The following is a 23,522-nucleotide window of genomic DNA, read 5'->3' on the forward strand; positions in this document are numbered from 1 at the left end:
AGCCTTGTAATGCGTTTTGGCCGAATTCGGCAACGCCCCACGAATTTACAAATCATGGCGATTGAGTCTTGTCGACAGTTTGTATATAACCAACCGACTTTAACGGAGTTTCGATCGATGACAACAGGATGGAAGGGCGTATTTCCCGCCGTAACGACGCAGTTCAACGAAGATCTTTCCGTGGATCTTTCCGCAACCCAGCGTGTTCAGGACGCGCTCGTCAACGACGGCGTCAATGGGCTGATCGTCATGGGCACATGTGGCGAGAACAACTCGCTCGATCCCGACGAGAAGCGTACGATCCTCAAAGCCGCCGTCGAGGTCGTCAACGGCCGCGTCCCCGTCGTGACGGGCGTCTCCGAATTCGATACGCGCCGTGCCGTGGCCTATGCCCGCGACGCCGAAAAACTCGGCGCCGACGGGCTGATGCTGCTGCCGGCCATGGTTTATGTGCCGAAGCCCGAAGAGCTGATCGCGCATTTCCGCACCGTCGCCGAAGCGACCTCGCTGCCGATCATGCTCTACAACAATCCGCCGGCCTACCGCGTCAACATCGGCGCCGATGTGCTGAAGGTGCTTGCCGATGTGCCCAATATCAAGGCGGTCAAGGAAAGCGCGCCGGATCCGCGCCGCTTCACCGATCTCATCAACGAATTCGGCGACCGTTTCGATATCTTCGCCGGCCTAGACGACGTCGCGCTCGAAGGACTGATGCTCGGCGCCAAGGGCTGGGTCTCGGGGCTGACCAGCGCCTTCCCGGAGGAATCCGTGCAGCTCGTTGCCGCCGCCGAACGCGGCGATTGGGAAGAGGCCCGCAGGATCTACCGCTGGTTCATGCCGCTTCTGCATCTCGATGCCGAGCATGACCTCGTGCAGTCGATCAAGCTCGCCGAGCAGATCATGGGCCGCGGCTCGGAACGCGTCCGCATGCCGCGCCTGCCGCTTTCAGGGGCACGGCGCACCGAAGTCACCGCCATGGTCGAGAAGGCTGCCGCGACGCGTCCTTCGAAACTCGCCAACGCCGCCTGAGATTACGAGGCCGGCAGCGCAGATGAGCTGCCGGCCTTTCCATCCCTCGCTCTAAGTGACCGGAGCCTTGCCGGATCGGGTCAGGCTGTTGCGGCTGACCAGCGACGGCATCTGGAAAATATGCTCCGCGCCGGCGCGGCCCTCTATTCTCGAAATCAACGTCCGGGTGGCGACCTGACCGAGCTCCCTGCCCGATTGATCGATGCTTGCGAGATTGACGAGGCCGAGCGCTGCGGTCGACGAATTGTCATATCCGATGACGGCAAGATCCTCGGGCACACGCACACCCATCTCCATCGCCAGGCTCAGAAGAGTGATGGCGTCGAGATCGCTCCAGCAGAAGACGGCGCGCGGCCTGTTCTTTCTCGACAGGAACTTTCGCATCGTTTTCTCCCGCTTTGGCGGGGCGATCGGAATTTTGGTGATCGGCGCGGACGATCCCAGTCCGGCACGCTGCATCGCCCGGCGGAAGCCGATCTCGCGCTGGCGCACGACAGAGACCTGGTGCCCCTCACGCTCGCCGAGGCTCAGCATTTCGATGTCGCGATAGCCGCAGGCAAGCAGCGCTTCCACCGCAATTTCGGCTCCACGCTGGTCGTCGGCATTGACCGTATCGAAGGCCGTGGCGCCGGCATCGTGATAACCGACGGCGACGATCGGTATCTGAGCCGCGAATTTTGCGATGATGTCCGAAGGCAGGCGCGGCGCAACCAGGATCAGGCCGTCCATCTTGTAGTCGATCATCGACTCGATCAACGACGTCTCCAGCTGTACGCGCGCATCACTGACGCCGATCATCGCCTGGTAATGCGAAGGCGCCAGCACACCGTTTACCCCGGCAATCACCTCCGGCAGAAAGGGGTTGCGGATGTCGATCAAAAGCACGCCGATGGTGAAACTCCGGCCGCGCAACCCGCGCGCCGCCCGTGAGGGCCGATATCCAAGCGCTTCAATAGCGTCGGTCACTCTTGCCCGCAGCGCTTCGCTGACGCCGTAAGCGTTGCGCATCACCTTCGAGACCGCGGCGACCGATACGCCTGCATGCGTTGCCACCGTCCGGATCGTCACGCGATCATTTCGTTGCAGTCTTTTTTTCTCTTCGATCGACATGAAATCTCTGGACTTGCGCTGCGGGCGGTCACAATCGCCCTTAGAAACACCATGGCAGACTGGTGACGAAATTTCTATTGCACTTCCGAAAAAAATGTAGAACGTTATATGGAGAACGTTCTACAACTCTGCGGGAGGACTTGATGAACTTTCAGCCGGCAGCCATCGACGGCAATCTCGTTTATCGCGCCTGGTCCGGAGAGATGATCGCACCACTGTCGGACCGCGGCCAGGGAACGGCCGCAAGCTTCGTCTCCAAGACCTTCGATCATGACGGCACCGACCTTCCGATCGGACTCTTCATCTCGGCGCTCGGCCTCTATCGCTGCTTCATCAACGGCACCCGCGTCGGCAACGATCTGCTGACGCCCGGCTGGACGAATTACGACGCCCGCATTGCCTATCAGCGATACGACATCTCGAGATTTCTGAAGTCAGGCATTAACCGGATAGAAATCTGGCTCGCCGATGGATGGTACCGCTCGCCCATCATGTGGGGTGCCCAGGCTATTCCCAACTGCTGGGGCGACAGGATCGGGGCCATTGCGGATCTGGTCGGCCCCAGCGGCACCATTCTTTCTACCGATACGACCTGGCAAAGCGGCCTTCTGCCGATCCAGAAGTCGGGGATCTATTTCGGTGAGATTTACGATGCACGCCTGGAAAAGGTCGCCGAAACCCACGGGACCGAGCGATTGCCGTTCGACACGGGGCTGCTCGTCGCGCACGAGACGACAGCGGTGCGGGAGCTGCAGCCGCTCGCCCCCATCGAAAGCTGGACCGATCATGAAGGCAGGACGATCTATGATTTCGGCCAGAATGTCGGCGGCTACGTCAGATACACGGTCCGTGGCGTCAGCGGCACCGAAGTGCGGGTCGAGCACTCGGAAGTCCTTGGGCCGGAACGCCATTTCGACAATCGCAACTATCGCGCCGCCGCCGCGCATACCCTCTATACGCTCAGCGGAGGTGGTGACGAGACCTATGCGCCGCATTTCACCTTTCACGGCTTCCGTTATGCCAGGGTGACGATCAAGGGCGATGCGGAGATTGTTGAAATCGCCTCGATCCCAATCTCCTCGGTGCCGGAACCGGCGGGCGGCTTCACCTCGGGCAATCCTCTCGTCAATCGCCTGGTTGAAAATACCATCTGGTCGCAGCGCGCCAATTTCATCGAAGTGCCCACAGATTGCCCGCAACGCGACGAACGGCTCGGCTGGACGGGTGATGCCCAAGTCTTTGCCGCGACGGCCTGTTGGCTGAGCGACAGCCAGTCCTTCCTCAAGAAATATCTGCGCGATGTGATGGCCGACCAGCGCGAGGACGGCGCCGTTTCGCATTTCTCGCCCGACCCGACGCGTCTGCACCCCGGCAATTTCCCGGGCTATGCCGGCTCGACCGGCTGGGGCGACGCGATTGTCGTGATCCCCTGGGTCCTCTACACCCATTACGGCGACCGAGCCGTTCTTTCGGAATGCCTGGATTCCATGGTGCGCTGGGTCGATTTCGTCTGGTCCATCTCGGACGGCCCGATCGTCCATCCGCCCTCGCATTGGGGCGCCCGCGGCTTCACCTTCGGCGACTGGCTGCAGCCGGTCGGCGATAACAGAAAGCCGCGCCCGACCATTGCCGACGATTGTGCGGCGACCCTATACCACTTCATTTCGACGGATCTTCTAGCAAAGGTCGCTGGTGTTCTCGGCGAGCATGCGCTCGAAGAGCAGATGAAGGGCCGCGCCGACAAGATCCGACTGGCTTTTGCCAACGAGTTCATCACGCCGGCCGGGCGGCTCGCCCATAACGATCAGACATCCTATGCGCTGGCCTTCCTGTATGACCTGATACCGGGTGAACATCATGAGGCCGCCCGGCGACATTTGAGGCAGGTGGTCGTCGATGCCGACTACAAGATCGGCACCGGCTTCATCGGCACGCCGGCCCTTTTGCCGGCCCTGACGAAACTCGGGATGGACGACCTCGCCGAAAAAGTCTTCCTGCAGGAGGATGTGCCGGGCTGGCTCTACCAGGTTTCAAAGGGGGCGACGACGATCTGGGAGCGCTGGGATTCGATGGCGCCCGACGGCACCATCTACGAACCCGACATGAACAGCTATAACCACTATGCCTATGGCGCGGTCTGCCAATGGCTGTTCGAATGTGTCGCCGGCATTTCGCCGAGCCCGGCCGCACCCGGCTTTGCCGAAGTGATCGTCGACCCGGCGCCGATCCCGTCGCTTTCGCCGGTTTCGACCTATCACGATATCAGCCAGGGGCGCATCGAGGCCGGCTGGCACTGCACCGGCAGCGAGGTCACCTATGTGCTGACGCTCCCGGAGGGTTGCGTCGGCCGCTTCCGGCCCGGCCGGCGGCACCACAATGCGTCACTCAATGGCGAGCTTGTCATCGAGGAGGCGGTTCTTCCCCCAGGCACGCATAGGCTGGTCTTTTCCCTACCCGATTATTGAGGAGCATACAGGTCAAACCGTTCAGAGGAGGAACGTCATGACACATCGGATAAAGCTCATTCTTGCCGGCGCATCCGCGCTTCTGGCCTTGGCCGCGGCCGGCCCGTCGCAGGCCGAAGTCACGCTGTCATTCCTGATCGACAACAATCCCGATACGGTCGCGGCGGCAGAGGCGCTGGTTGCCGCTTATCAAAGCAAGGCACCCGACGTGACGATCGAGATCGAGCAGCGGCCGGGCGGTGGCGAAGGCGACAATATCGTCAAGACGCGTCTGGCGACGGGGGAGATGTCCGATGTGTTCCTGTATAATTCCGGGTCGCTCTTGCAGGCGCTGAAGCCGACGCAAACGCTTGTCGATCTGAGCGGTCTCGCCTCGCAGGCGAAAGTGTCCGGAGACTTCAAGGCCGTCGTTAGTGCCGACGGCAAAGTCTATGGCGTTCCCTTCGGTACGGCGATGGCCGGCGGGATTCTATACAACAGAAAGATCTACCAGGACCTCGGCCTCTCGGTGCCAAAGACATGGGCGGAGTTCATGGCGAACAACGCCAAGGTCAAGGCATCGGGCAAGGTCGCAGTCGCGCAAACCTATCGCGATACCTGGACCTCGCAGCTGTTCGTATTGGCCGACTATTACAACCTGCATGCTGCCGTTCCGAACTTCGCTGCCGACTATACCGCCAACAAGGCGAAATATGCAGACACGCCGGCAGCGATGAAAGGCTTCGAACGCCTGAAGGAAGTTCATGACGCCGGGCTGATGAATGAAGACTTCGGCGCAGCAAGCTATGATGACGGGTTGAGAATGGTGGCCACCGGCGAGGCGGCGCACTATCCGATGCTGAGCTTTGCGGTCGGCGCAATTAAACAGAATTATCCTGAAAACCTCAGCGATGTCGGCTTCTTCGCCCAACCGAGCGATGAGGCAGCCACGAACGGCCTGACGGTCTGGATGCCGCCTGGCCTCTATATTCCGGCCACCAGCCAGCACGCCGAGGAAGCAAAGAAGTTCATTGATTTTGCCGGCAGCGTCGAAGGCTGCAAGGTGATGGTGGAAACCAACGCCGTGCAAGGGCCCTCCCTCGTCGACGGTTGCGATCTCCCGGCGGACGTGCCGCCTGCAATCAAGGACATGCTTCCTTATTTCGAGGCTAAGGACAAAACGACGCCAGCGCTGGAGTTCGTTTCGCCGGTCAAGGGCCCGGCGTTGGAGCAGATCACCGTCGAAGTCGGTTCCGGCATCCGTCAGCCTGCGGAAGCCGCCAAGCTCTATGACGAGGATGTGCGCAAACAGGCCAAGCAACTCGCCCTGCCCAACTGGTAGCGGACGCTCGGGTCATCAACCTCGCTCCTGAAGGGCGAGGTTTCCCGATCGAAGAGGTAGTCATGACCGAGATACGCCCGCGCTCGCGCAATTCGCCCTACCCCCTATGGTTTTTTATCCCCGCCGCCATCATTTACGGCGTGCTGTTCCTTTTTCCGACCATATCGTCTCTCTGGTACAGCCTGACGCGCTGGGATCTCTCGACAGCCCAATTCATCGGGCTTGAAAATTTCCAGCAGTTCTTTTCCGAACCGTTCCTGGTCAAGGGGCTGATCAACACGCTGATCTACGCGCTGACGACATCCGGCCTGAAAACGGTCTGCGGACTGCTGCTGGCCGTGCTGCTCACCAGCAATATCTTCGCCCGCGGTTTTCTGCGCACGCTGGTCTTCTTTCCCGTGCTGGTTTCGACCATCGGCATCGGCATCACCTTCACGGTCATGATGCATCCGACCAAGGGCATCATCAATGTTACGCTCGAGACGCTTGGAATGCCGGGGCCGGGATGGCTGACCAATCCGACGCTCGCGCTTTTTTCGGTGGCCCTGGTCGATGTTTGGAAGGGGGTCGGCCTTGCCACCCTGATCTTCATCGCCGGCCTTGCTGCGATCAGTCCCGACTATTATGAGGCCGCCAGGATCGACGGCGCCACACGGCTCCAGCAATTCGTTCGGATCACCCTGCCGCTCGTGCGCCCTGCCACCGTCATCGTCGTGACATTGTCGCTGATCGGCGGCTTGCGATCCTTCGACCTGATCTGGGCCATGACTCGCGGCGGCCCCGGCTTCTCCTCCGATGTGATCGCCTCGGTCATCTACAAGCAGTACCAGGCTGGCTTCTATGGTCTGTCGACGGCCGGAAACGTCATCCTGTTCGCGCTGATCGCCGTGATCATCCTGCCCTTCACCCTGTGGTTCAACCGGCGCGAGGTCGAGGAATGAGAAGCGTCCGCCCCTATGTGACGGGTGCAATTGCCCTTGCCGTCGGGGCGGTCATCTTCGTCATGCCTTTCGTTTTCGTCGCTCTGCAGGCGGTGAAATCCAAATCGGAGGCCTCCCGCCTCGATTTCGAACTTCCTGAGCATTGGCTGTTCTGGGACAATCTCGTCGCCGTCTTCAAGGCGCGCGACTATCAGCTAGTGCTCGCCTATTTCAATTCGACTCTGATCACGGTCGTTTCCGTCACTATCCTGATCCTGCTGTCGGCGATGGTCGGATATGTGATGCAGCGCCGCAAGACCGCATGGAACCGCGTGGCCTTCGCTGCGCTGTTGATGGGCCTGATGATGCCGCCGGCCGTTGTTCCCACCATCGGCCTTTTGCAGGACATCGGCCTCTTCAAGACCATGACCGGGATGATCCTGATCCAGGTTGCCTATAATCTCTCCTTTTCGGTCCTGCTCTATCGGTCGTTCATTTCGACCATCCCGCGCGATCTCGACGAGGCGGCGCTGATCGACGGCGCCAAGCCTCGGCAGATCTTCTTCCGCGTGGTCCTGCCGCTGCTGAAGCCGGTGACCGTGACCAATATCGTCGTCCAGTCGATCGCGATCTTCAACGATTTCACCAATCCGCTCTATTACCTGCCGGGCAAGGAGAATGTGACGGTGCAGCTGACGCTCTATAATTTCCAGAGCATGTATTCGAGCCAGTACAATCTGCTCTTCATGAACATCCTCCTCGTAACGATCCCGCCGCTGATCGTATTCATCTTCTTCAACCGCCAGATCGTCGCGGGCATGACGGCGGGCGGAGTCAAAGGGTAGCAGAATGGCTGAACTCAGTCTCAAACAGGTTCGCAAGAGCTTCGGCGCACTTGAAGTCATCAAGGGGATCGATCTGGAGGTTGCCTCTGGCGAATTCGTCGTCTTCGTCGGCCCGTCGGGATGCGGGAAGTCGACGCTGCTGCGCATCATCGCCGGCCTGGAAGAGACGACCTCGGGTAGGCTGACCATTGGCGGCAAGGACGTGACCTATGCGGAACCTTCCGAGCGAGGCATCGCCATGGTGTTCCAGAGCTATGCGCTCTACCCGCATATGACGGTTGCCGAGAATATCGGCTTCGGACTTTCGCTCGCCCGTCGCCCGAAGGCTGAGATCGCCGAGAAGGTCGCGGCGGCAGCCGAAACGCTTCAGCTCACTCATCTGCTGCAGAGAAAGCCGAAAGCGCTTTCCGGCGGCCAGCGGCAGCGCGTCGCCATCGGCCGGGCGATCGTGCGCGATCCCAAGGTGTTCCTGTTCGACGAGCCGCTCTCCAATCTGGATGCCTCGCTCCGGGCACAGATGCGCCTGGAGATCTCGGAACTCCACGCCCGCCTGAACTCGACGATGATCTATGTCACCCACGACCAGGTCGAGGCGATGACGATGGCCGACAAGATCGTCATTTTGAACGGCGGCGCCGTCGAGCAGATCGGCAGCCCGATGGAGCTCTACCGCAATCCCGCCACACCCTTCGTTGCCGGCTTCATCGGCAGCCCGAAAATGAACCTCTATGGCGGCGAGACGGCACGGCGAATGAACTGCACGACCTACGGCGTTCGCCCGGAACATATCAGGCTTTCGGAAGGCACCGGCCAGTGGCAAGGCAGAATCCGACATGTGGAACGGCTCGGCGCCGACGCGATCCTCTATCTCGATGTCCCCGAACTCGGCGAAATGATCGTGCGCGCCGAAGGCGAGACGCCGTTTGCATCAGGCATGACGGTCTGGGCAAATCCGATGGAGGGAGCGGAACACCGGTTCTGAGACCGGGCTAAAGCCCCTCCTCGAGAAGCAATCCTAACGACCGAAGATCCCGCGCCTCACGGCTGTTTGTTCAAGAGAGCCGCCAGATCCTCTTTGAGCCGGACCGGCAGATTCATCCGTTCTTGAAGAATGCTCATGATACCAAGATCGCCGTTCTTAAGCTCGCGAAAGAACACATAGTGATGCTCGTAACGACCGAAATTGACTGAACGCTTGATGTCTGCCGGAACCGCCAGACGTTGTGGAAGCTGTCGCCTGGTGGGCCGATCCTGGCACAAACGCTGCAAATACGCGTGCAGCCCGAGAATATAGGTGTCCGCCTGCTTCTCTCCCCACGCCTCGACCGTGTCGGGCCAAATCTTGTCCTGCGACGTCGTCGGCGCGCGGGCAAAATCGATAGGCTGCCATCAGGCTTATCGACGCTGGTTACGGCGGATGACGTTTTCGGCCGATACCGAGAAGAATTCGCTGTCTTCGGCCCGCATTGCGGGCGCGAGCTCCCTCTGCAGCATGTCCGAGGCTTCATTACAGGTCTGCAAGTCGCGGCGAATGAGAGCGCGAATATATTCGGTCGCGTTTTCATAGAGGCCGTCATCGCCGACCTGCAACTGCCCACTGATCTTCACATGAATACTACCGGATGCCATCGGCATATTCGTTCGTCTGATCGTGGGTAGCGTAGCGAATATTGTCGATATTCATCACACCCAGCCCAAACACATAATCCTCAGAACCGGCCAGGACGAAGCGGCGTCAGATCGACAGCGGGCGTCCGGCCGCCGACAAGCTCAGTAAGGAGATAGCCAGTCAGAGGGGACAATGTCACGGCGAGATGGCCGTGCCCGAAGGCATAGGTGAGGTGGGCAAGCGGCGGGAGTTGCCGATGACGGGAAGCGAATCGGCGGATCATCGCCGTCGCCGCGGATTCAAGGGAGCGGCAAGCCCCAGAGTTCGAGGTTCCGGCCGCGCGCACTCGGTCCGCCCATCGGCACCATGTAGCAGCCGTGCTCGGGATAACAGGGCGGCGCGAGAGCAGCTTGCCTGCCTGCGCGAAGGGACACTTGGGTGCCATCCGGTCACGTGCCGGTGCGCGGTCGAAGCAAGACTTACCGCGCCGGACCTACTTAATCTTAACTTGTCACACGTAATAAGTCGCGCATAAATTGAGGGTATTCGATGGTCGAGACGTCCATAGCGCGAGCCTTTCTGATAGGCCTTACTGGAGCTGTCTACGCGATTGTTCCGATGCTGGCTTGGCTCGTCGGCCTACCGGTGGATCCGAGAGGCTTTATGCAGCTAAGCACGGTCGCCCTGCTTTATCTCTTGGGATTCGGCCTCCTATGCAGTTGGCGGAGAATCCCATCGCTGCTCTGCATTGTCGAATGCACAGGCATCGGCTTATTGCTAACGAGCCCGCTTGTCGTGTCGACTTACGTTGCTTTTGCGTTGAATCGGCCCCTGCAGGATCAACAACTGCTCCAATTGGATCGTCTTCTTGGCGTCGACTGGTTGAGCTTGATTGCTTTTCTCGACGCAAATCCTCTGCTTGCAAAGTCAATGACGTTTGCTTACCAAACGTTCCATCACCAGCTTTTGTTTCTTCCAGTTGTGCTAAGTCTGTGTGGTCACCGAGCGCGCGCGTATCAGGTTGTCGGGACATACGGCTTGATCTGCGTCATCGCGAGTTTCATCACCATTTGGTATCCTGCCCTCGGAACCTACACTGATTTTGCCGTCAATCCCGGCGATCTCAAAAACATCAATGGAATGCTTGGTTTGGAATACGTTCCTCAGATCCTAGCAGTCAGGGATGACCCCCACTTTGTCCTGCAACTGGAGCATGCAAGCGGCATTATCTCGTTCCCGTCGGTTCATGCAGCGGTAGCGGTGTTGTGCTGTTGGGGTGCGTGGACGATACGATGGACACGACTTCCGATGATCTTATTAAATACGCTAATGCTGCTGTCCGCAATCACTGAAGGCGGACACTACATCGTCGATTTGGTTGCCGGAATTGGTGTCGCCGGATTCAGCATAGCATCAGTGTTGTATATGTCGCGTAGCGGCAGCGTTCCGTTCTATCGCAACCAATTTCAGCGAGACGCTCAACAGATCTAACGCGGTAATGAACCGAATAAATTCCTTGAAAGCAATTCGCCATCGCATCGCCCATCATCTCACGGAAACAGAACCAAAGCCGGCATGCTCAATCCCATTCGACTCTTCAGGCTCTTAGCTGCGGCAATGTATCTTCGGCCAATGATGGAAGCGGCTCGTAATCGGCTTCGGAAAGCACGGAAATATCAACGAGACCCAGAGCCGCACGCATTTCGGCTAGCAACGGCTCCTCGATGGCGGCACGCAGTGCGTTTCGCAGGAGCTGGACCCTCTCGTCCGGTGCATTGCCCGAAGTGATGAACGGCAGGCCGGGGCCTTGAGGCGTTTCGGCGATGATGCGAACCCGCTTCAGATCGCCGGGATCGAACCGGCCGATATTGGCATAGGTGATGCAGTCGATGGCCGCGCTGTCAGCCAGGCCTTCGGCCACGGCAGCAATGCTGCCGCCGTGGCTGCCGGTTTCAATGATCCGGCCAAAGAAGCGACCGCCCCGGGCAAGCGGAGCGACGGCGGCGCGAAACAGATTGCTGCCGGAATTGCTGTCGACGCTGTTGATCGCGGCGGTGGTACCGCGCAAATCCTTCAGCGACCGAAGCGGCGAATCCTTGCGGACTATGATGAAGCTTCGCATCAGCGCGCCGTCGCAGCCTGGATGACCGTATATGGGCGTCACCACCAGGCGTACCCTGCCACGCAGGCGCGTGGCAAAGGGATAACCGCATGTCTGGGACAGGAGCAGATCCGGCCGCAGCCAGGCCTCGTCATAGCCAACCGGCCGGTCAAGCTTTTCCGGCACATCCTGAAGGCCGGCGTTCGAGAGATAGTCTCGGAGGAACGACCACAGCTCGGCCGTCGCATGGGCGAGCGGCTCTGATGTGACATACATGGCGATGCTGACGAGCCCCGTTCCGGTGCTTTCCGCGGGAAGCGCAAGCATCGACCCGCTCAGGCAATGCCGCCCAGGCACACATATTTGAGTTCGGTATATTCGTCCAAGCCGTGCTTTGATCCCTCGCGGCCGAGACCCGACATCTTGACGCCGCCGAACGGAGCCTCGGCCGTCGAGACGAGACCGGTATTGACACCGACCATCCCATACTCGAGCGCTTCGGCGACGCGGAAGACCCGCGACAGGTCGCGCGCGTAAAAATAGGAAGCAAGGCCGAACTCGGTGTCGTTTGCCTGCGCGATGACGTCCTCTTCGTCGCGGAAACGGAAAAGCGGGGCGAGCGGCCCGAAGGTTTCCTCGCGCGCGACCTGCATGCCGGCGTTGACGTCGCGCAGGATCGTCGGTTCGAAGAAATGGCCGCCGAGTGCATGGCGCTTGCCGCCTGAAATGACGCCCGCGCCTTTTGCAACGGCGTCCTGAATATGGCTCTCGACCTTAGCGACAGCGTTGTCGTCGATGAGCGGCCCAAGCACGACGTCACGTTCAAGACCATTGCCTACCTTCAATGCCGAAACGGCCGCGGCGAGCTTGTCGGCAAATGCCTCGTAGACGCCGTCCTGGACATAGAGCCGGTTGGCGCAGACGCAGGTCTGGCCGTTGTTGCGGAATTTGGCGATGATCGCGCCTTCGACCGCAGCGTCGAGATCGGCGTCGTCGAAGACGATGAAGGGCGCATTGCCGCCGAGTTCGAGACCGAGTTTCTTGATCGTCGGCGCACATTGCCGGTAAAGCAGCTCGCCCGTCCGGGTGGAGCCCGTGAATGTCAGGACCCGGACGTCGCGGCTTGCGGTCATCGCTCCGCCGATTGCGGCGGCGTCACCGGTGACGATATTGAGAAGCCCCGCCGGCAGGCCGGCGCGCTCGGCAAGAACGGCGATCGCGATCGCGGAGAACGGCGTCTGCAGCGCCGGTTTGAGAACAACGGCGCAGCCGGCGGCAAGCGCGGGGCCGATCTTGCGGGTGATCATCGCGTTCGGGAAATTCCAGGGCGTGATCGCCGCCACCACGCCGGCCGGCTGGCGCAGGACGAGGATCCGCTTGTCCGGCTGATGTCCCGGTATGGTCTCGCCGTTGATGCGTCTTGCCTCTTCGGCAAACCATTCGATGAAGCTCGCACCATAGGTGATCTCTCCCTTGGCTTCGGCCAGCGGCTTTCCCTGCTCCAGCGTCAGGATCATCGCCAGATCGTCGCGGTTTTCGATCATCAGGCGGTGCCAGGTCTTGAGAACGGTGGCGCGCTCGCCGGCCGTCTTCTTTGCCCAAAGCTTCTGCGCGACCACGGCAGCCTGGATGGCCTCTTCCGTTTCCGCCGCACCGAAGTCAGGGACCGCGCCCAGCACCTCACCTGTCGCCGGATTGCGGACCATGGCCGCCCGGCGCCCTTCTGCTTCGATCCAGCGATCGGCAATGGGGCAGGCCTGACGGAATAGCGAGGGATCATTGAGCTTCATGGGACAACTTTCAGCAGAATACGTGAGCGGCGCCGGGATCGAAATCCAGATGGACTATATCTCCGCGATTGAGCCCGGCAATAGCCTCATGACCGAACGGCAAACGGACCGAAAGCGCCTCGCCTGTCACCGTCTCTGTGGAGACGTGGATATTGTTGCCGAGAAAGGTAATGTCGCTGACCGTCGCGGCAAGACCCGCGCCGGCTGCTCTGGCGCGCGACAGGCGGATGCGCTCCGGCCTCAGCATCAGCGCCGCCCGGGCGCCGGAGGTCCCTTTTCCATGCACCGGAATTTGATCGAAGATCGTCCCGCCTCCGAGCGCAATGGTGGCTTGTCCATCGGAGGATGACACCAGGTCGCAGGAAATGAAGTCGCTGTCGCCGATGAATTCGGCGACGAAGCGCGTCCGAGGATTGGCGTAGAGTTCAGGGCCCGTCCCGATCTGGTCGATGACGCCCTTCGAGAAGACGGCGATACGGTCGGAGAGCCGCAGCGCCTCCTCCTGGTCGTGCGTGACGTAGAGGATCGTCACTTCCGTCTGCTGGTGGATGCGGCGGATCTCATGCTGGATTTCCTCGCGCAGCTTCTTGTCGAGCGCCGACAGCGGCTCGTCCATCAACAGCACCGGCGGATCATAGGCAAGCGCTCTGGCAAGCGCGACGCGCTGCTGCTGGCCGCCGGACATTTGCGCCGGCTTGCGATCCTCGAAGCCTTCGAGGCGGACGAGGCGCAGCATCTCCTTCACCTTGCTGTCGATCTCGGCCTTGGACTTGCGCCTGACCTTCAACGGAAAGGCGATGTTTTCGCCGACGGTCAGATGCGGAAACAGCGTGTAGCGCTGGAACACCATGCCGATGTTGCGCTTGTGCGACGGCGTGGCGAGCAGGGTCTTGCCCTCGAGGGTGATATCGCCTTTCGTGGGATTTTCAAAGCCGGCTAGGATGTAGAGCGTCGTGCTCTTGCCGGATCCGGACGGTCCGAGAAAGGTCAGGAACTCACCGCGCCGGACATCGAGATTGACGTCGTGCACGGCGACAACGGGGCCGTACTCCTTGCGTATGCCGCGGATCTGAAGGAATGGTTCGTTCATTGTTTCAGTACCTTACGCACGACGGCGACCAGCGCCATCAAGATGATCGTCAAAAGGATGAGAAGGGTGGACGCGGCTGCGACGACAGGCGTCAGATCCTGCCGCAGCGTCGCCCATACCTTCACGGGCAGCGTCTGCAGGGTCGGGCTGGACATGAAGATCGCCACTACCACCTCGTCCCAGGATGTCAGGAACGAGAAGACGGCAGCCGAAAACAGCCCGTGGCTGATCGCCGGAAGCGTGACCCTGATCTTGGCTTCCAGGGGCGAGGCGCCGCAGAGCACCGCCGCATCCTCGATCGACTTGTCGAAACCTTCGAGCGCACTCGATATGGACAGGATCGCGAAGGGCAGCGCCAGCACCAGGTGCGCAATGACAAAGCCCGTCAGCGTGCCACCAAGACCGATCCTCAAGAAGAAGGCGTACAGCGCGACCGCGAGAACCACGACCGGTAGGATCATCGGCGTCAGGAACAGCGCTTTCAGCGCATCTCGGAACATGAACGAACCTCGCACCAGCCCGAAGGACGTCACCAGCCCGAGCAGCACCGACAGGATCGTGACGATGACCGCGATCTTGAAGCTCGTCAGAGCCGATTCCAGCCAGCGTGGATCGGCAAACAGTTCATTGTACCATTGGAACGTCCAGCCGGGCGGCGGAAAAATCAGCCACTGCGAGGAGCCGAAGGAGAGCGCGGCGATAAAAACGATCGGCAGCAGCAGGAAGGCTGCGGTCAGCAGCGTTATCGCCAGCAGGACGTATTTCCACCAGCCGAGGCGGTCGAAATTGAGCAGCATGTCAACGTCCTCCCGGGTTCTGGTTGCCGAAGAAGCGCAGCTGCACCGCATAGAGCGACAAAGTCACCACCAGGAGCACCAGCGCCGCCGCACCTCCCATTCCCCAGTTGACCAGCGACTGCACGAACTGAGCGATCAGCTCCGCGAGCATCATGTTGGCGGTACCGCCGAGAAGCGACGGCGTCACGAAATAACCGAGCGACATGACAAAGACCATTAGGGCGCCGGCCGCCATGCCGGGCATCGCCAAGGGCAGCAGAACGCGGGTCAGGCACTGCCAGCGGTTGGCGCCGCAAAGGGCTGCCGCCTGCAGGGTCGAGGGGTCGATTGTCTTGATCACGCCGTAGAGCGGCAGGATGATGAAAGGCAGCATGATATATGTCATGCCGATCGTCACGCCTGTGAGATTGTTGACCAGCGCCAGCGGCTGGTCGATCAGGCCCATTCCCATCAGCATCTTGTTGATCAGCCCCGTCCGCTGCAACAGCACCATCCAGGCATAAGTGCGGGCCAGCAGATTGGTCCACATCGACAGGAGCAGGACCGCAAAGATCACCGACGTCAGCCGACTGGGCATGATTGCCAGCGCCCAGGCCACGGGAAAACCGATCAAAAGCGAAATCACGGTGACGAAACCGGAGACGATGAAGGTATTGGCGAAAATCTTGAGATAGGTCGCCGATCCGATCAGCTGCGCATAATTTCCAAGACCCGGGACGGGTTCCAAGACGCTTCGCAGCAGCAGGACCACGACCGGAACGACGAAAAAGATTGCCACGAAGGCCAGAGCCGGAACGACCCCGCCAAAACCTGTTGCCCTGCGCGCCTTTGGCAGAGGCATGATCGCGCCGGAGGCATCGCTATACGTCGTCATGACAGTCCTTCCCACCCGTCAATTCCGCAGGCGCCATCCGACAGGCGTCGCTGCGGGAGGTACGGCGAACATTTCGCCGTACCCGTCCATCTGAAGTCTCAGCCTATTTTGCCTGCCAAGCGTACCACTTCTCGCCGATGGCATCGCGATTGTTGGCCCAGTAGTTCATATCGGCATTGACCTGGCTTGCCGTCTGCTGGTCCGGCAGGGTCTTGGCTGTCTCCGGGTCCATCAGCTTGGCCGACTCGACATTGATCGGCGCATATCCGGTGGCCTTGGCAAGGGCGGCCTGCGGTTCGGCGGAGGTCGCCAGCGCAATGAACTTCATCGCAGCCTCGGCATTCGGCGCACCCTTCGGCACGACGAGCGCATCAGCAGCGGTGATGTTCTGCTCCCAGGAGGTCTCCACCTTGATGCCGGTTGCCGCAAGGGCGGTCATGCGGCCGTTCCAGACGCTGCCGAAGGGCGCTTCCGCGGAGGCCAGCAGCTGCTGCGACTGCGCACCGCCCGACCACCAGATAATATCTGACTTGATCGTATCGAGCTTCTTGAAGGCACGGTCGAGATCGAGCGGATAGAGCTTGTCGGCAGGCACGCCGTCGGCAAGCAGCGCCGCTTCGATCACGCCGGGAGCCGACCACTTGTAGAATGTGCGTTTTCCCGGAAACTTCGCCGTGTCGAACAGGTCAGCCCATGTCTTCGGGCAGGCTTTGACGGCATCGGCGTTGCAGCCGATGACGAAGGAATAATAGAAGCTGCCGACCGAATAGTCGGTGACGAAACGCGGATCGAGCTTGGACTTGTCGATGACGGAGAAGTCTAGCTTCTCGAGCTGGCCGTTCCTGCCCGCCTGGGCTGCGTAGTCACCTTCGACGTCGACGACATCCCAGGCGACCTGGCCGGCCTCGACCATCGCCTTGAGCTTACCGTAATCCGTCGGCCCGTCCTGCACGACGGTGACGCCGGTCTTTTCGGTGAAGGGGCTTGCCCATGCGGCCTTCTGTGCGTCCTGCGTCGTTCCTCCCCAGCTCGAGAAGACCAGGTTGTCGGCCCTGGCCGGGGCGGAGACCGCCACGAATGCGGCAACCGCCGCGAAAGCAAATGCTGTTTTCATGTTCCCTTATCCTTGTTCTGTTTTGTCCTACGGTATGCCTTATGCCGTCAGTGCGCCTCGCTCCTGGGAGAAAAGCTTGCTGGCTTCATAATCTTGTTTTCCGCCACCTCGATCAGATCGCGAATCTTGGGCAGGAACGCCTGCCACCGGGGATCGGCCAAAAGCCGTTGACGGCGCGCCTCGCGCTCGTCCAGGCTCGCAAAGGCCCAGATGTGAACGATTTCGTTGATCGTCCCGATCTCCGAGAAGAAGTAGCCGACCAGCGTGCCGAGATGGCTCTTCTGGATCTCGATACCCTCTTCCTCGACGACCTTGAGATATTGCGGGATCGCGCCGTTCTTCAGCCGATAGGTCCGGATTTCGTAAAACATCGGCGTCATCTCATCACGAAGGGATCGGGGATCGGATCGTCCGACGTCCGGAGCCAGATCGTCTTGGTGCGGGTGTAATCGAGCGCCGCGGCCATGCCGCCTTCCCTGCCGTGGCCGGACAGGCCGAACCCGCCGAACGGCGCGATCGGCGAGACGGCACGGTAAGTATTGACCCAGACAATGCCGGCGCGGATGCCCTTCATCAGCCGATGCGCCCGTGTCAGGTTCTGGGTGAAGAGGCCGGAGGCGAGGCCATAGCGGGTATCGTTGGCAAGCCGCAGCGCCTCGGCCTCGGTCTCGAAGGATACGACCGACAGGACCGGTCCGAAGAATTCCTCGATCAGCGAGGGCGAGGCGACATTGTCGCAATCGAGGATCGTCGGCGGGAAGTAAAAACCTTCGCCGTCGATCTTGCCGCCGCCGGTGACGAGACGGGCGCCGCTTTCGATCGACTTTTCGACGAGGGCGCCGATATTGTCCTGCTGGCGCTTGGTGGCGAGCGGGCCGACCTCTGTCGCCATGTCGAGTGGTGCGCCGATCCGGATCGCCTCAGCCTTCTGTCGCAGCAGGGCGACGAATTTGTCCTTGACGCTGCGCTCGACGATCAGGCGTGATCCGGCAACGCAGCTTTGTCCGGTTGCGGCGAAGATGCCCGCGACCTGGGCGTTGGCGGCGCTTTCGAGATCGGCATCGGCAAAGACGATGAAGGGCGACTTGCCGCCGAGTTCGAGCGAGGTGGAAGCAAGATTTTCTGCCGAGTTGCGAACCACCTGCCGCGCGGTTTCAGGACCGCCGGTGAAGGCGACGTGGGCCACCTTCGGATGGCGGCCGAGGGCAGCGCCGCAGGAGGCGCCGAAACCGGTGATGATATTGACGACGCCGGCGGGAAAGCCCGCCTCGTGCACGAGACGCGCAAATTCGAGAAGCGGCGCCGGGCCGTCTTCCGAGGCTTTGACCACCATCGTGCAGCCGGCGGCGAGCGCCGGACCGATCTTGACCGCCGACAGGAAGAGCTGGCTGTTCCACGGCACGACCATGGCAACGACGCCGATTGGCTCGCGGCGAAGCCAGACATCCATGTCGGGCTTGTCGATCGGCAGATAGGAGCCTTCGATCTTGTCTGCTATGCCGGCATAATAACGATAGTACTCGGCGACATAAGCGATCTGCGCGGATGTTTCGCGGATGATCTTGCCGGTATCGCGCGTCTCCAGTTCGGCGAGAACCTGCGCGTTGGCGGCAACGAGGTCAGCCAGCCTGTAGAGCAGCTTGCCGCGTTGCGTCGCCGTCATCTTCGCCCAGGGACCGTCGTATAGCGCTTTTTCGGCAGCGTTCACGGCCCGGTCGACATCGCCCTCGCGCGCTTCCGGCATCTCAGCCCAGACCGTGCCGGTCGCCGGATCGATGCTGGGATAATGAGCCTCGCCGTCAGAGAACTCGCCGCCGATATAATGTTGGAAACGCCGCATGGTCCTACTCCTGAAATGCCGGCATGACCTCGGTGATGAAGCGCCCGAGCGACGCCTTCTTGCGCTCGAAACTCATGCCGGTGTCGATCCAGAAGGAATATTCGTCGTAACCGAGCGCTTCATAGGCCTTCAGCCTCGCGATAACGGTCTCGGCGTCGCCAACGACATTGTTGGTGCGCATGACCTGATCCGACAGCATCGCATTCGCTCGGATCTGCTCGTCCGGAATCCGCTCGATCAGGCCTTGATTGACCGGCTTCTCATTCTTGAACCAGGCGAAGAAATAGTTGTAGTAAACGCTGAGCTCATGGGCTGCCTGGGCGACGTCTTCTTCCGACGAGCCGACATAGGTGTGGCGCAGCAGCATGATCTTCGGCCGCTCGATTTCAGGATTCTTGGCGCAGGCATCGTTGAAGCGGTCAATCAGCGACTGAACCTCGTCGTCACCCTGCCAGAGCGGCGTGACCTGGACGTTGCAGCCGTTGGCGACGGCGAATTCATGCGAGTTCGGATCGCGCGCCGCAACCCAGATCGGCGGGTGCGGCTGCTGCAGCGGCTTCGGCGCCGAGGTCGTCGCGGGGAACTTGAAGAACTCCCCGTCATGGGCATAGTCGCCCTTCCATATGCCCTTGACCGCCGGGATGAGCTCGCGCATCCGCTGGCCGGCGCCCCAGGCATCGAGACCAGGCAGCAGACGTTCATATTCGAAGGAATAGGCGCCGCGGGCAATGCCGATATCGAGCCTCCCGTCGCAGATGATGTCGGTCATGGCAGCTTCGCCGGCAAGCTTGATCGGATGCCAGAAGGGGGCGATCACCGTCCCGGTGCCAAGCCTTGCCCGGGATGTGCGGCGGGCGAGATCGGCAATGGTGACGAACGGGTTGGGCGCGATAGTAAAATCCATCCCATGGTGCTCGCCCGTCCAGATCGCATGCATGCCGCCCTGGTCGGCGATCTCGCAGAGCGCGACGAATTCGTCGTAGAGGCTCTTGTGGCTCTGGCTGGCGTCGAGCCGTTCCATATGGACGAAGAGGGAGAACTTCATGCTTTTGCGCCCTTGGCTGGAATGGGATGAACTTTGCCGCCGGTCTCGTCACCGAAATAGACGCCGAAATTGCCGATCGAGCTTTCCATCGCGAAACGGGTGACGATGTCGGCAGTCGAACTGGTCTTGAATTGCGCACCCGACAAAGCGTCCGGTTTCAGGAACCTGCCGCTCGCCGGTTCCCCATCGCCGGCGACGGCGTGGTAGACGATGTGCTGCTTGCCGTCGCTCTTGCCCTCGTAGACGGAATAGAGAAAGCCGATGCTGACGTTCAGCCCGGTTGATGTCTCCAGGTATTTTTCCAGCGCCTCGGTCGGGTTGCCGTCATGGGCGTCGATGCTTGGAAGGGAAAGCACCTCCTCGCCGAGGAGCAGAACCTCGCCGCGGCGTTCGACGACGGCCGCAAGTTCGATGTTGCCTTCGGCTGCCGCCGAAACCGCCTTGCTTGCGAGCGTCGGCGTGAAGTAGCCGCCGCGGGCATAACCGAGACCGTTGCGGCCGCTATTGTCGAAGGATTCGATGCGTCCCATCAGGATGACGTGGTCGCCGGCCTCGATGACCTCTTCCATGGCGCATTCGAACCATGCTGCTACGTTCGAGAAGACCGGGCAGCCTGCCGCCCCTTTGGTCCATTCGACCGCCGCAAATCGGTCTTCAACAGGGCGCGCGAAGGTATTTGACACGTCCTTCTGCGTTTCCGACAGCACATTGATCGCGAAATGCCGCGCGCCGGTCATGGTGGCGAAGTTGCGCGATGTCTTGGCAAGGCAAACGAGGAGCAGTGGCGGGTTGAGGGAGACCGAAGTGAATGAATTCGCCGTGAACCCGATCGGATTCCCCTCGCCGTCGCAGGCGGTGACGACGGTCACGCCGGTCGGAAAAGCCCCGAATGCATCTCGCAACGCCCTGGGATCGACAGTCTGGATTGTCATCGTTCATCCTCCCCGAACGACAGCCACTCAGCGAGCAGCGAATTGACGATATCCGGCGCGGTCAGGTTCACCATGTGACGATGACCTTCGACGATGCGGGCCCAGCCCTTGGGCGCAAGCGCCGCCATCTGCGTTGCCATCAGAGGCGTCGAGTTCGGATCATCCGATCCCGTCAGGAACAGGGCCGGGCCGCGGACGTCCTTCCAGCGATCGGCGTAAGTTTCGTCTCCTCCGGCGAAGGCAGCGTAAGCGACGGCATAGCCTTCCGGATCGACGAGGCTCAGCCATTCCCGTGTCAATTCACGCGCAACGAGGCTGTCCGGATCGTCGCCGAACCAGCGAGCCAGGGGGCCTTCCTTGTCAACCCCCGTTACCGGAATGGCGGCAGCCCGCGCAAGGACGGCAGCCTTTGCTTCAGGGTCGCGCCTGTAGACGCCGTTGAGATATGCGACACGGCTGATCCGTTCGCCGAAGGTCGCCGCCGCCCCGCCGGAGACCAACGCCCCCATGGAATGTCCGGCGACATTCGTCGTTTCGATCGCCATGTCGTCGAGAAAGCGCCCGAACCAGGCGACGAACTCCTCGAGGCGGCTGCCCGCCGCCAGCTTCGCGCTCTCGCCGTGTCCCGGCATATCGACAGCGATGACGCGATGACCGGCCGATAGAAAGGCGATCTGCGGAGCCCAAGCCTCGAGCCGCATGCCGACGCCATGGATCAGAACCAGCGGTTCCCCGCTACCGGACTCGTGATAGGCCGTTCCGCTTGCCGTTCTCTTTCGGGGCAAGGCACCGGCGGCGCTCGTTGCTGCAGCGGCGTCTTTGCTCGATCCGGCTGTCAGCATCTGAGACGCGCTCCCTCAAACGCCCGCAGGATTGGTGACGTCCTGCCCCAGGTCTTTCAGATCCTGGTAACGGTCGCCAATGCGGTGATGCGGACGTCCGCCGACCGAAGCGCCGAGAGCCACGACGATCTCGTCGGCAGCAGGCGCGTCGGGGATCGAGGCCTGGATGGTCAGATAGTGCGAGCGGCGGCCTTCGTCATTCTTGTCCATCAGCGGGATCATGATCGGCGCATTGGCAGGGCCGCGTGTGTTACAGAAGGCGAGATAGGATTTGGCACCGACGGCATGGCGATAGAAGTTGCCGAAGCGCAGCGTGTGAATGAGCGCGGACGCGTGTTCGATCTCGCCGTCCAGGCCGACAACGGCGGATTTTCCATAGGCTTCGACAGCCTCGCCCGACCCGACGGCATCGATGATCATCTTGGTGAGCAACTCGCCAAGCACCGGCGCGCCCGCATGAATTTTGGGCTTGAGGTCTTCGACGAAGCCCTGCCCTGCCCAGGGGTTCTTCACGACAGCGTAGGCGGAGAACAGCTTCAGCGGCACGGCCGCGGCCTTGCCGCCTTCGATTAGCGTCGTTTCGATCAGCAGTCCCGTCTTGCGAATTTGAATGGCCACCTGAACACCTCAATCTCGTTAATGTGTATTATGGTATACCATATTATCTGACTGTCAAGTTCGTTGTAGGCGCGGCGTCGACAGAGCCAAGCGCCGTTCAGGATATTCGCCAGAAAACAATAGATGACCGCTTCGCCAGCCTTGTCCGCATGGGCCACGAAGGCATTTGCTCGGGCGCAATAAGGTCGTTTAGTCCCGATAGTCTCTTCGTTCCTGTCCATTGTTGTCAGCTGACACAGCCCGTGCGCACGGCTGCCCACCGGCTCGCAGGGAGGCTGCAAGGCAGAAGGATTCAAGCCAATCCACGTCAACTTGGATATTATTTATTATGGCATACCATCACATCGGACAAACTGGGTGTCAAGAGTATAGACTCTCCGGCATCGTAACCCCGTATGATGATAGAAGATGGTGTGAATGGCTTCGCCCGCTTGCATTGGAAGCTGCCGCGGTTGCCCGGTGTTACTCGGCGGACTTCTTAGCCGACAGCACCGCTTCGGCAATCGCGCTCGCGGCAGCGACATGATCCATCGCCGCCCGGTAAGCGCCCTCGCCGTCGCCGCGACGGATGGCGTCGACGATCTTGGACATCTGCGCTGGCCCTTCGATGCCGCGCCTCTCCGTCTTGATCGTCATCGAGCGCAGGTGGTTTATGCGCACGGTGAGGAGATTGACGACACCCCAGGCGACGTGCCTGTCGACCATCGTGAACAGCGTTTGGTAGAAGGAAGAGGTGTTGGTCAGCACTGCTGCCATATCGTTGTCGCGATAACTGTTGCGGATCCCGGCAAGGGCTTCCTCCAGCGCGGCTACGATTTTGGGACTGCTGCGTTCCGCGCAGAGCCGCGCCGCCATGCCCTCGAGAGCGCCGCGGATCTCATAGATCTGCTTGGCTTCCTCGATGTCGAGCTGCGCGACGATCGGTCCCTTGTTCGGCAGATTGGCGACGAGCCCTTCCGATTCCAGGTGCCTCAGAACCTCGCGTACCACCGTGCGGCTGACGCCGAGCTGGGCGCAAAGGTCACGTTCGACAAGGCGGTCGCCGGGGCGAAAATACCCATTCACGATGGCTTCGCGGACCTTGTCGAGTGCCAGCTCCCGCAATGTCTTCGCAGGACGCTCGACCCTGATTGCTGCGTCCTTGAAAGCACCGCTCATTCTGCACCTCAGAGTTGGACCG

23 protein-coding genes and 1 pseudogene are annotated in these 23,522 nt (G+C 60.8%); 7 read left to right on the top strand and 17 right to left on the bottom strand.

What is annotated here, in order from left to right:
• Positions 1-117: 117 nt before the first annotated feature.
• Positions 118-1,029, top strand: a complete 912-nt coding sequence (locus AC13QO_RS11450; protein WP_430960112.1) for a dihydrodipicolinate synthase family protein — start codon at positions 118-120, stop codon at positions 1,027-1,029.
• A 51-nt stretch (positions 1,030-1,080) separates the two neighbouring features.
• Here the strand turns inward: AC13QO_RS11450 and AC13QO_RS11455 are convergent, their stop codons facing one another.
• On the bottom strand, positions 1,081-2,139 hold the full coding sequence (locus tag AC13QO_RS11455; protein ID WP_488540693.1) for a LacI family DNA-binding transcriptional regulator: 1,059 nt from the start codon (positions 2,137-2,139) through the stop codon (positions 1,081-1,083).
• A gap of 143 nt (positions 2,140-2,282) precedes the next feature.
• Between AC13QO_RS11455 and AC13QO_RS11460 the strand changes: the two genes are divergently transcribed.
• The 5 genes from AC13QO_RS11460 to AC13QO_RS11480 all read left to right on the top strand — a co-directional run bounded on the left by AC13QO_RS11460 (position 2,283) and on the right by AC13QO_RS11480 (position 8,672).
• A complete protein-coding gene (locus tag AC13QO_RS11460; RefSeq protein ID WP_488540694.1) occupies positions 2,283-4,604 on the top strand; it encodes a family 78 glycoside hydrolase catalytic domain in 2,322 nt (773 codons plus the stop codon).
• Between the two features lie 37 nt (positions 4,605-4,641).
• Positions 4,642-5,925, top strand: coding sequence for an ABC transporter substrate-binding protein (locus tag AC13QO_RS11465; protein WP_488540695.1), 1,284 nt, complete (start codon positions 4,642-4,644; stop codon positions 5,923-5,925).
• A gap of 62 nt (positions 5,926-5,987) precedes the next feature.
• Positions 5,988-6,866, top strand: a complete 879-nt coding sequence (locus AC13QO_RS11470; RefSeq protein ID WP_285193906.1) for a carbohydrate ABC transporter permease — start codon at positions 5,988-5,990, stop codon at positions 6,864-6,866.
• Positions 6,863-7,690, top strand: coding sequence for a carbohydrate ABC transporter permease (locus tag AC13QO_RS11475; protein ID WP_488540696.1), 828 nt, complete (start codon positions 6,863-6,865; stop codon positions 7,688-7,690). The genes AC13QO_RS11470 and AC13QO_RS11475 overlap by 4 nt, the downstream gene beginning before the upstream one ends.
• A gap of 4 nt (positions 7,691-7,694) precedes the next feature.
• On the top strand, positions 7,695-8,672 hold the full coding sequence (locus AC13QO_RS11480; protein ID WP_488540697.1) for an ABC transporter ATP-binding protein: 978 nt from the start codon (positions 7,695-7,697) through the stop codon (positions 8,670-8,672).
• 56 nt (positions 8,673-8,728) lie between these two features.
• On the opposite strand, the pseudogene AC13QO_RS11485 reads toward AC13QO_RS11480, so the two are convergent.
• From AC13QO_RS11485 to AC13QO_RS11495, 3 genes and pseudogenes are all read right to left on the bottom strand, one after another.
• Positions 8,729-9,080: pseudogene (locus AC13QO_RS11485) on the bottom strand (type II toxin-antitoxin system RelE/ParE family toxin).
• Between the two features lie 5 nt (positions 9,081-9,085).
• Positions 9,086-9,319 carry a transcriptional regulator gene (locus AC13QO_RS11490; RefSeq protein ID WP_488540698.1) on the bottom strand — a complete coding sequence of 78 codons (234 nt, stop codon included), beginning with the start codon at positions 9,317-9,319 and terminating at the stop codon, positions 9,086-9,088.
• Positions 9,320-9,399: 80 nt separating this feature from the next.
• Positions 9,400-9,582 carry a hypothetical protein gene (locus tag AC13QO_RS11495; RefSeq protein ID WP_488540699.1) on the bottom strand — a complete coding sequence of 61 codons (183 nt, stop codon included), beginning with the start codon at positions 9,580-9,582 and terminating at the stop codon, positions 9,400-9,402.
• A 266-nt stretch (positions 9,583-9,848) separates the two neighbouring features.
• Between AC13QO_RS11495 and AC13QO_RS11500 the strand changes: the two genes are divergently transcribed.
• Positions 9,849-10,790, top strand: a complete 942-nt coding sequence (locus tag AC13QO_RS11500; protein ID WP_488540700.1) for a phosphatase PAP2 family protein — start codon at positions 9,849-9,851, stop codon at positions 10,788-10,790.
• Positions 10,791-10,896: 106 nt separating this feature from the next.
• Here AC13QO_RS11500 and AC13QO_RS11505 read toward each other — a convergent pair whose 3' ends face one another.
• The 13 genes from AC13QO_RS11505 to AC13QO_RS11565 all read right to left on the bottom strand — a co-directional run bounded on the left by AC13QO_RS11505 (position 10,897) and on the right by AC13QO_RS11565 (position 23,500).
• A complete protein-coding gene (locus AC13QO_RS11505; RefSeq protein WP_488540701.1) occupies positions 10,897-11,727 on the bottom strand; it encodes a phosphate/phosphite/phosphonate ABC transporter substrate-binding protein in 831 nt (276 codons plus the stop codon).
• A gap of 8 nt (positions 11,728-11,735) precedes the next feature.
• The gene (locus tag AC13QO_RS11510) at positions 11,736-13,190 is read right to left on the bottom strand and encodes an NAD-dependent succinate-semialdehyde dehydrogenase (protein WP_488540702.1); all 1,455 of its coding nucleotides are present in this window, start codon (positions 13,188-13,190) and stop codon (positions 11,736-11,738) included.
• Positions 13,191-13,200: 10 nt separating this feature from the next.
• Positions 13,201-14,280 carry an ABC transporter ATP-binding protein gene (locus AC13QO_RS11515; protein ID WP_430960104.1) on the bottom strand — a complete coding sequence of 360 codons (1,080 nt, stop codon included), beginning with the start codon at positions 14,278-14,280 and terminating at the stop codon, positions 13,201-13,203.
• The gene (locus AC13QO_RS11520) at positions 14,277-15,077 is read right to left on the bottom strand and encodes an ABC transporter permease (protein ID WP_488540703.1); all 801 of its coding nucleotides are present in this window, start codon (positions 15,075-15,077) and stop codon (positions 14,277-14,279) included. Before AC13QO_RS11520 ends, AC13QO_RS11515 begins: the two co-directional genes overlap by 4 nt.
• 1 nt (position 15,078) lies before the next feature.
• Entirely contained in the window at positions 15,079-15,951 is an 873-nt protein-coding gene (locus AC13QO_RS11525; RefSeq protein WP_488540704.1) for an ABC transporter permease, read from the bottom strand.
• Between the two features lie 103 nt (positions 15,952-16,054).
• Complete coding sequence (locus AC13QO_RS11530; protein ID WP_183699835.1) at positions 16,055-17,065, bottom strand: ABC transporter substrate-binding protein; 1,011 nt, start codon at positions 17,063-17,065, stop codon at positions 16,055-16,057.
• Positions 17,066-17,112: 47 nt separating this feature from the next.
• On the bottom strand, positions 17,113-17,436 hold the full coding sequence (locus AC13QO_RS11535; RefSeq protein ID WP_488540705.1) for an NIPSNAP family protein: 324 nt from the start codon (positions 17,434-17,436) through the stop codon (positions 17,113-17,115).
• A gap of 5 nt (positions 17,437-17,441) precedes the next feature.
• On the bottom strand, positions 17,442-18,905 hold the full coding sequence (locus AC13QO_RS11540) for an aldehyde dehydrogenase (RefSeq protein ID WP_488540706.1): 1,464 nt from the start codon (positions 18,903-18,905) through the stop codon (positions 17,442-17,444).
• 4 nt (positions 18,906-18,909) lie between these two features.
• A complete protein-coding gene (locus AC13QO_RS11545) occupies positions 18,910-19,950 on the bottom strand; it encodes an LLM class flavin-dependent oxidoreductase (protein ID WP_488540707.1) in 1,041 nt (346 codons plus the stop codon).
• Complete coding sequence (locus AC13QO_RS11550) at positions 19,947-20,882, bottom strand: flavin reductase family protein (protein WP_085780824.1); 936 nt, start codon at positions 20,880-20,882, stop codon at positions 19,947-19,949. The genes AC13QO_RS11545 and AC13QO_RS11550 overlap by 4 nt, the downstream gene beginning before the upstream one ends.
• Positions 20,879-21,724, bottom strand: coding sequence for an alpha/beta fold hydrolase (locus tag AC13QO_RS11555; RefSeq protein WP_488540708.1), 846 nt, complete (start codon positions 21,722-21,724; stop codon positions 20,879-20,881). The genes AC13QO_RS11550 and AC13QO_RS11555 overlap by 4 nt, the downstream gene beginning before the upstream one ends.
• A 15-nt stretch (positions 21,725-21,739) precedes the next feature.
• Entirely contained in the window at positions 21,740-22,342 is a 603-nt protein-coding gene (locus AC13QO_RS11560) for an amino acid synthesis family protein (protein ID WP_488540709.1), read from the bottom strand.
• Positions 22,343-22,804: 462 nt separating this feature from the next.
• On the bottom strand, positions 22,805-23,500 hold the full coding sequence (locus AC13QO_RS11565; protein WP_221112992.1) for a GntR family transcriptional regulator: 696 nt from the start codon (positions 23,498-23,500) through the stop codon (positions 22,805-22,807).
• Between the last annotated feature and the right edge of the window lie 22 nt (positions 23,501-23,522).

It is taken from the genome of Rhizobium sp. CNPSo 3670 (assembly GCF_057784555.1).

Coding starts and splice junctions, on each gene's coding strand:
- AC13QO_RS11460 (WP_488540694.1), top strand. CDS start 2,283: ATGAACTTTCAGCCGGCAGCCATCGACGGCAATCTCGTTTATCGCGCC.
- AC13QO_RS11535 (WP_488540705.1), bottom strand. CDS start 17,436: ATGTTTTACGAAATCCGGACCTATCGGCTGAAGAACGGCGCGATCCCG.
- AC13QO_RS11470 (WP_285193906.1), top strand. CDS start 5,988: ATGACCGAGATACGCCCGCGCTCGCGCAATTCGCCCTACCCCCTATGG.
- AC13QO_RS11545 (WP_488540707.1), bottom strand. CDS start 19,950: ATGAAGTTCTCCCTCTTCGTCCATATGGAACGGCTCGACGCCAGCCAG.
- AC13QO_RS11500 (WP_488540700.1), top strand. CDS start 9,849: ATGGTCGAGACGTCCATAGCGCGAGCCTTTCTGATAGGCCTTACTGGA.
- AC13QO_RS11550 (WP_085780824.1), bottom strand. CDS start 20,882: ATGACAATCCAGACTGTCGATCCCAGGGCGTTGCGAGATGCATTCGGG.
- AC13QO_RS11490 (WP_488540698.1), bottom strand. CDS start 9,319: ATGGCATCCGGTAGTATTCATGTGAAGATCAGTGGGCAGTTGCAGGTC.
- AC13QO_RS11555 (WP_488540708.1), bottom strand. CDS start 21,724: ATGCTGACAGCCGGATCGAGCAAAGACGCCGCTGCAGCAACGAGCGCC.
- AC13QO_RS11495 (WP_488540699.1), bottom strand. CDS start 9,582: ATGATCCGCCGATTCGCTTCCCGTCATCGGCAACTCCCGCCGCTTGCC.
- AC13QO_RS11540 (WP_488540706.1), bottom strand. CDS start 18,905: ATGCGGCGTTTCCAACATTATATCGGCGGCGAGTTCTCTGACGGCGAG.
- AC13QO_RS11530 (WP_183699835.1), bottom strand. CDS start 17,065: ATGAAAACAGCATTTGCTTTCGCGGCGGTTGCCGCATTCGTGGCGGTC.
- AC13QO_RS11520 (WP_488540703.1), bottom strand. CDS start 15,077: ATGCTGCTCAATTTCGACCGCCTCGGCTGGTGGAAATACGTCCTGCTG.
- AC13QO_RS11505 (WP_488540701.1), bottom strand. CDS start 11,727: ATGCTTGCGCTTCCCGCGGAAAGCACCGGAACGGGGCTCGTCAGCATC.
- AC13QO_RS11450 (WP_430960112.1), top strand. CDS start 118: ATGACAACAGGATGGAAGGGCGTATTTCCCGCCGTAACGACGCAGTTC.
- AC13QO_RS11465 (WP_488540695.1), top strand. CDS start 4,642: ATGACACATCGGATAAAGCTCATTCTTGCCGGCGCATCCGCGCTTCTG.
- AC13QO_RS11475 (WP_488540696.1), top strand. CDS start 6,863: ATGAGAAGCGTCCGCCCCTATGTGACGGGTGCAATTGCCCTTGCCGTC.
- AC13QO_RS11565 (WP_221112992.1), bottom strand. CDS start 23,500: ATGAGCGGTGCTTTCAAGGACGCAGCAATCAGGGTCGAGCGTCCTGCG.
- AC13QO_RS11515 (WP_430960104.1), bottom strand. CDS start 14,280: ATGAACGAACCATTCCTTCAGATCCGCGGCATACGCAAGGAGTACGGC.
- AC13QO_RS11480 (WP_488540697.1), top strand. CDS start 7,695: ATGGCTGAACTCAGTCTCAAACAGGTTCGCAAGAGCTTCGGCGCACTT.
- AC13QO_RS11510 (WP_488540702.1), bottom strand. CDS start 13,190: ATGAAGCTCAATGATCCCTCGCTATTCCGTCAGGCCTGCCCCATTGCC.
- AC13QO_RS11455 (WP_488540693.1), bottom strand. CDS start 2,139: ATGTCGATCGAAGAGAAAAAAAGACTGCAACGAAATGATCGCGTGACG.
- AC13QO_RS11525 (WP_488540704.1), bottom strand. CDS start 15,951: ATGACGACGTATAGCGATGCCTCCGGCGCGATCATGCCTCTGCCAAAG.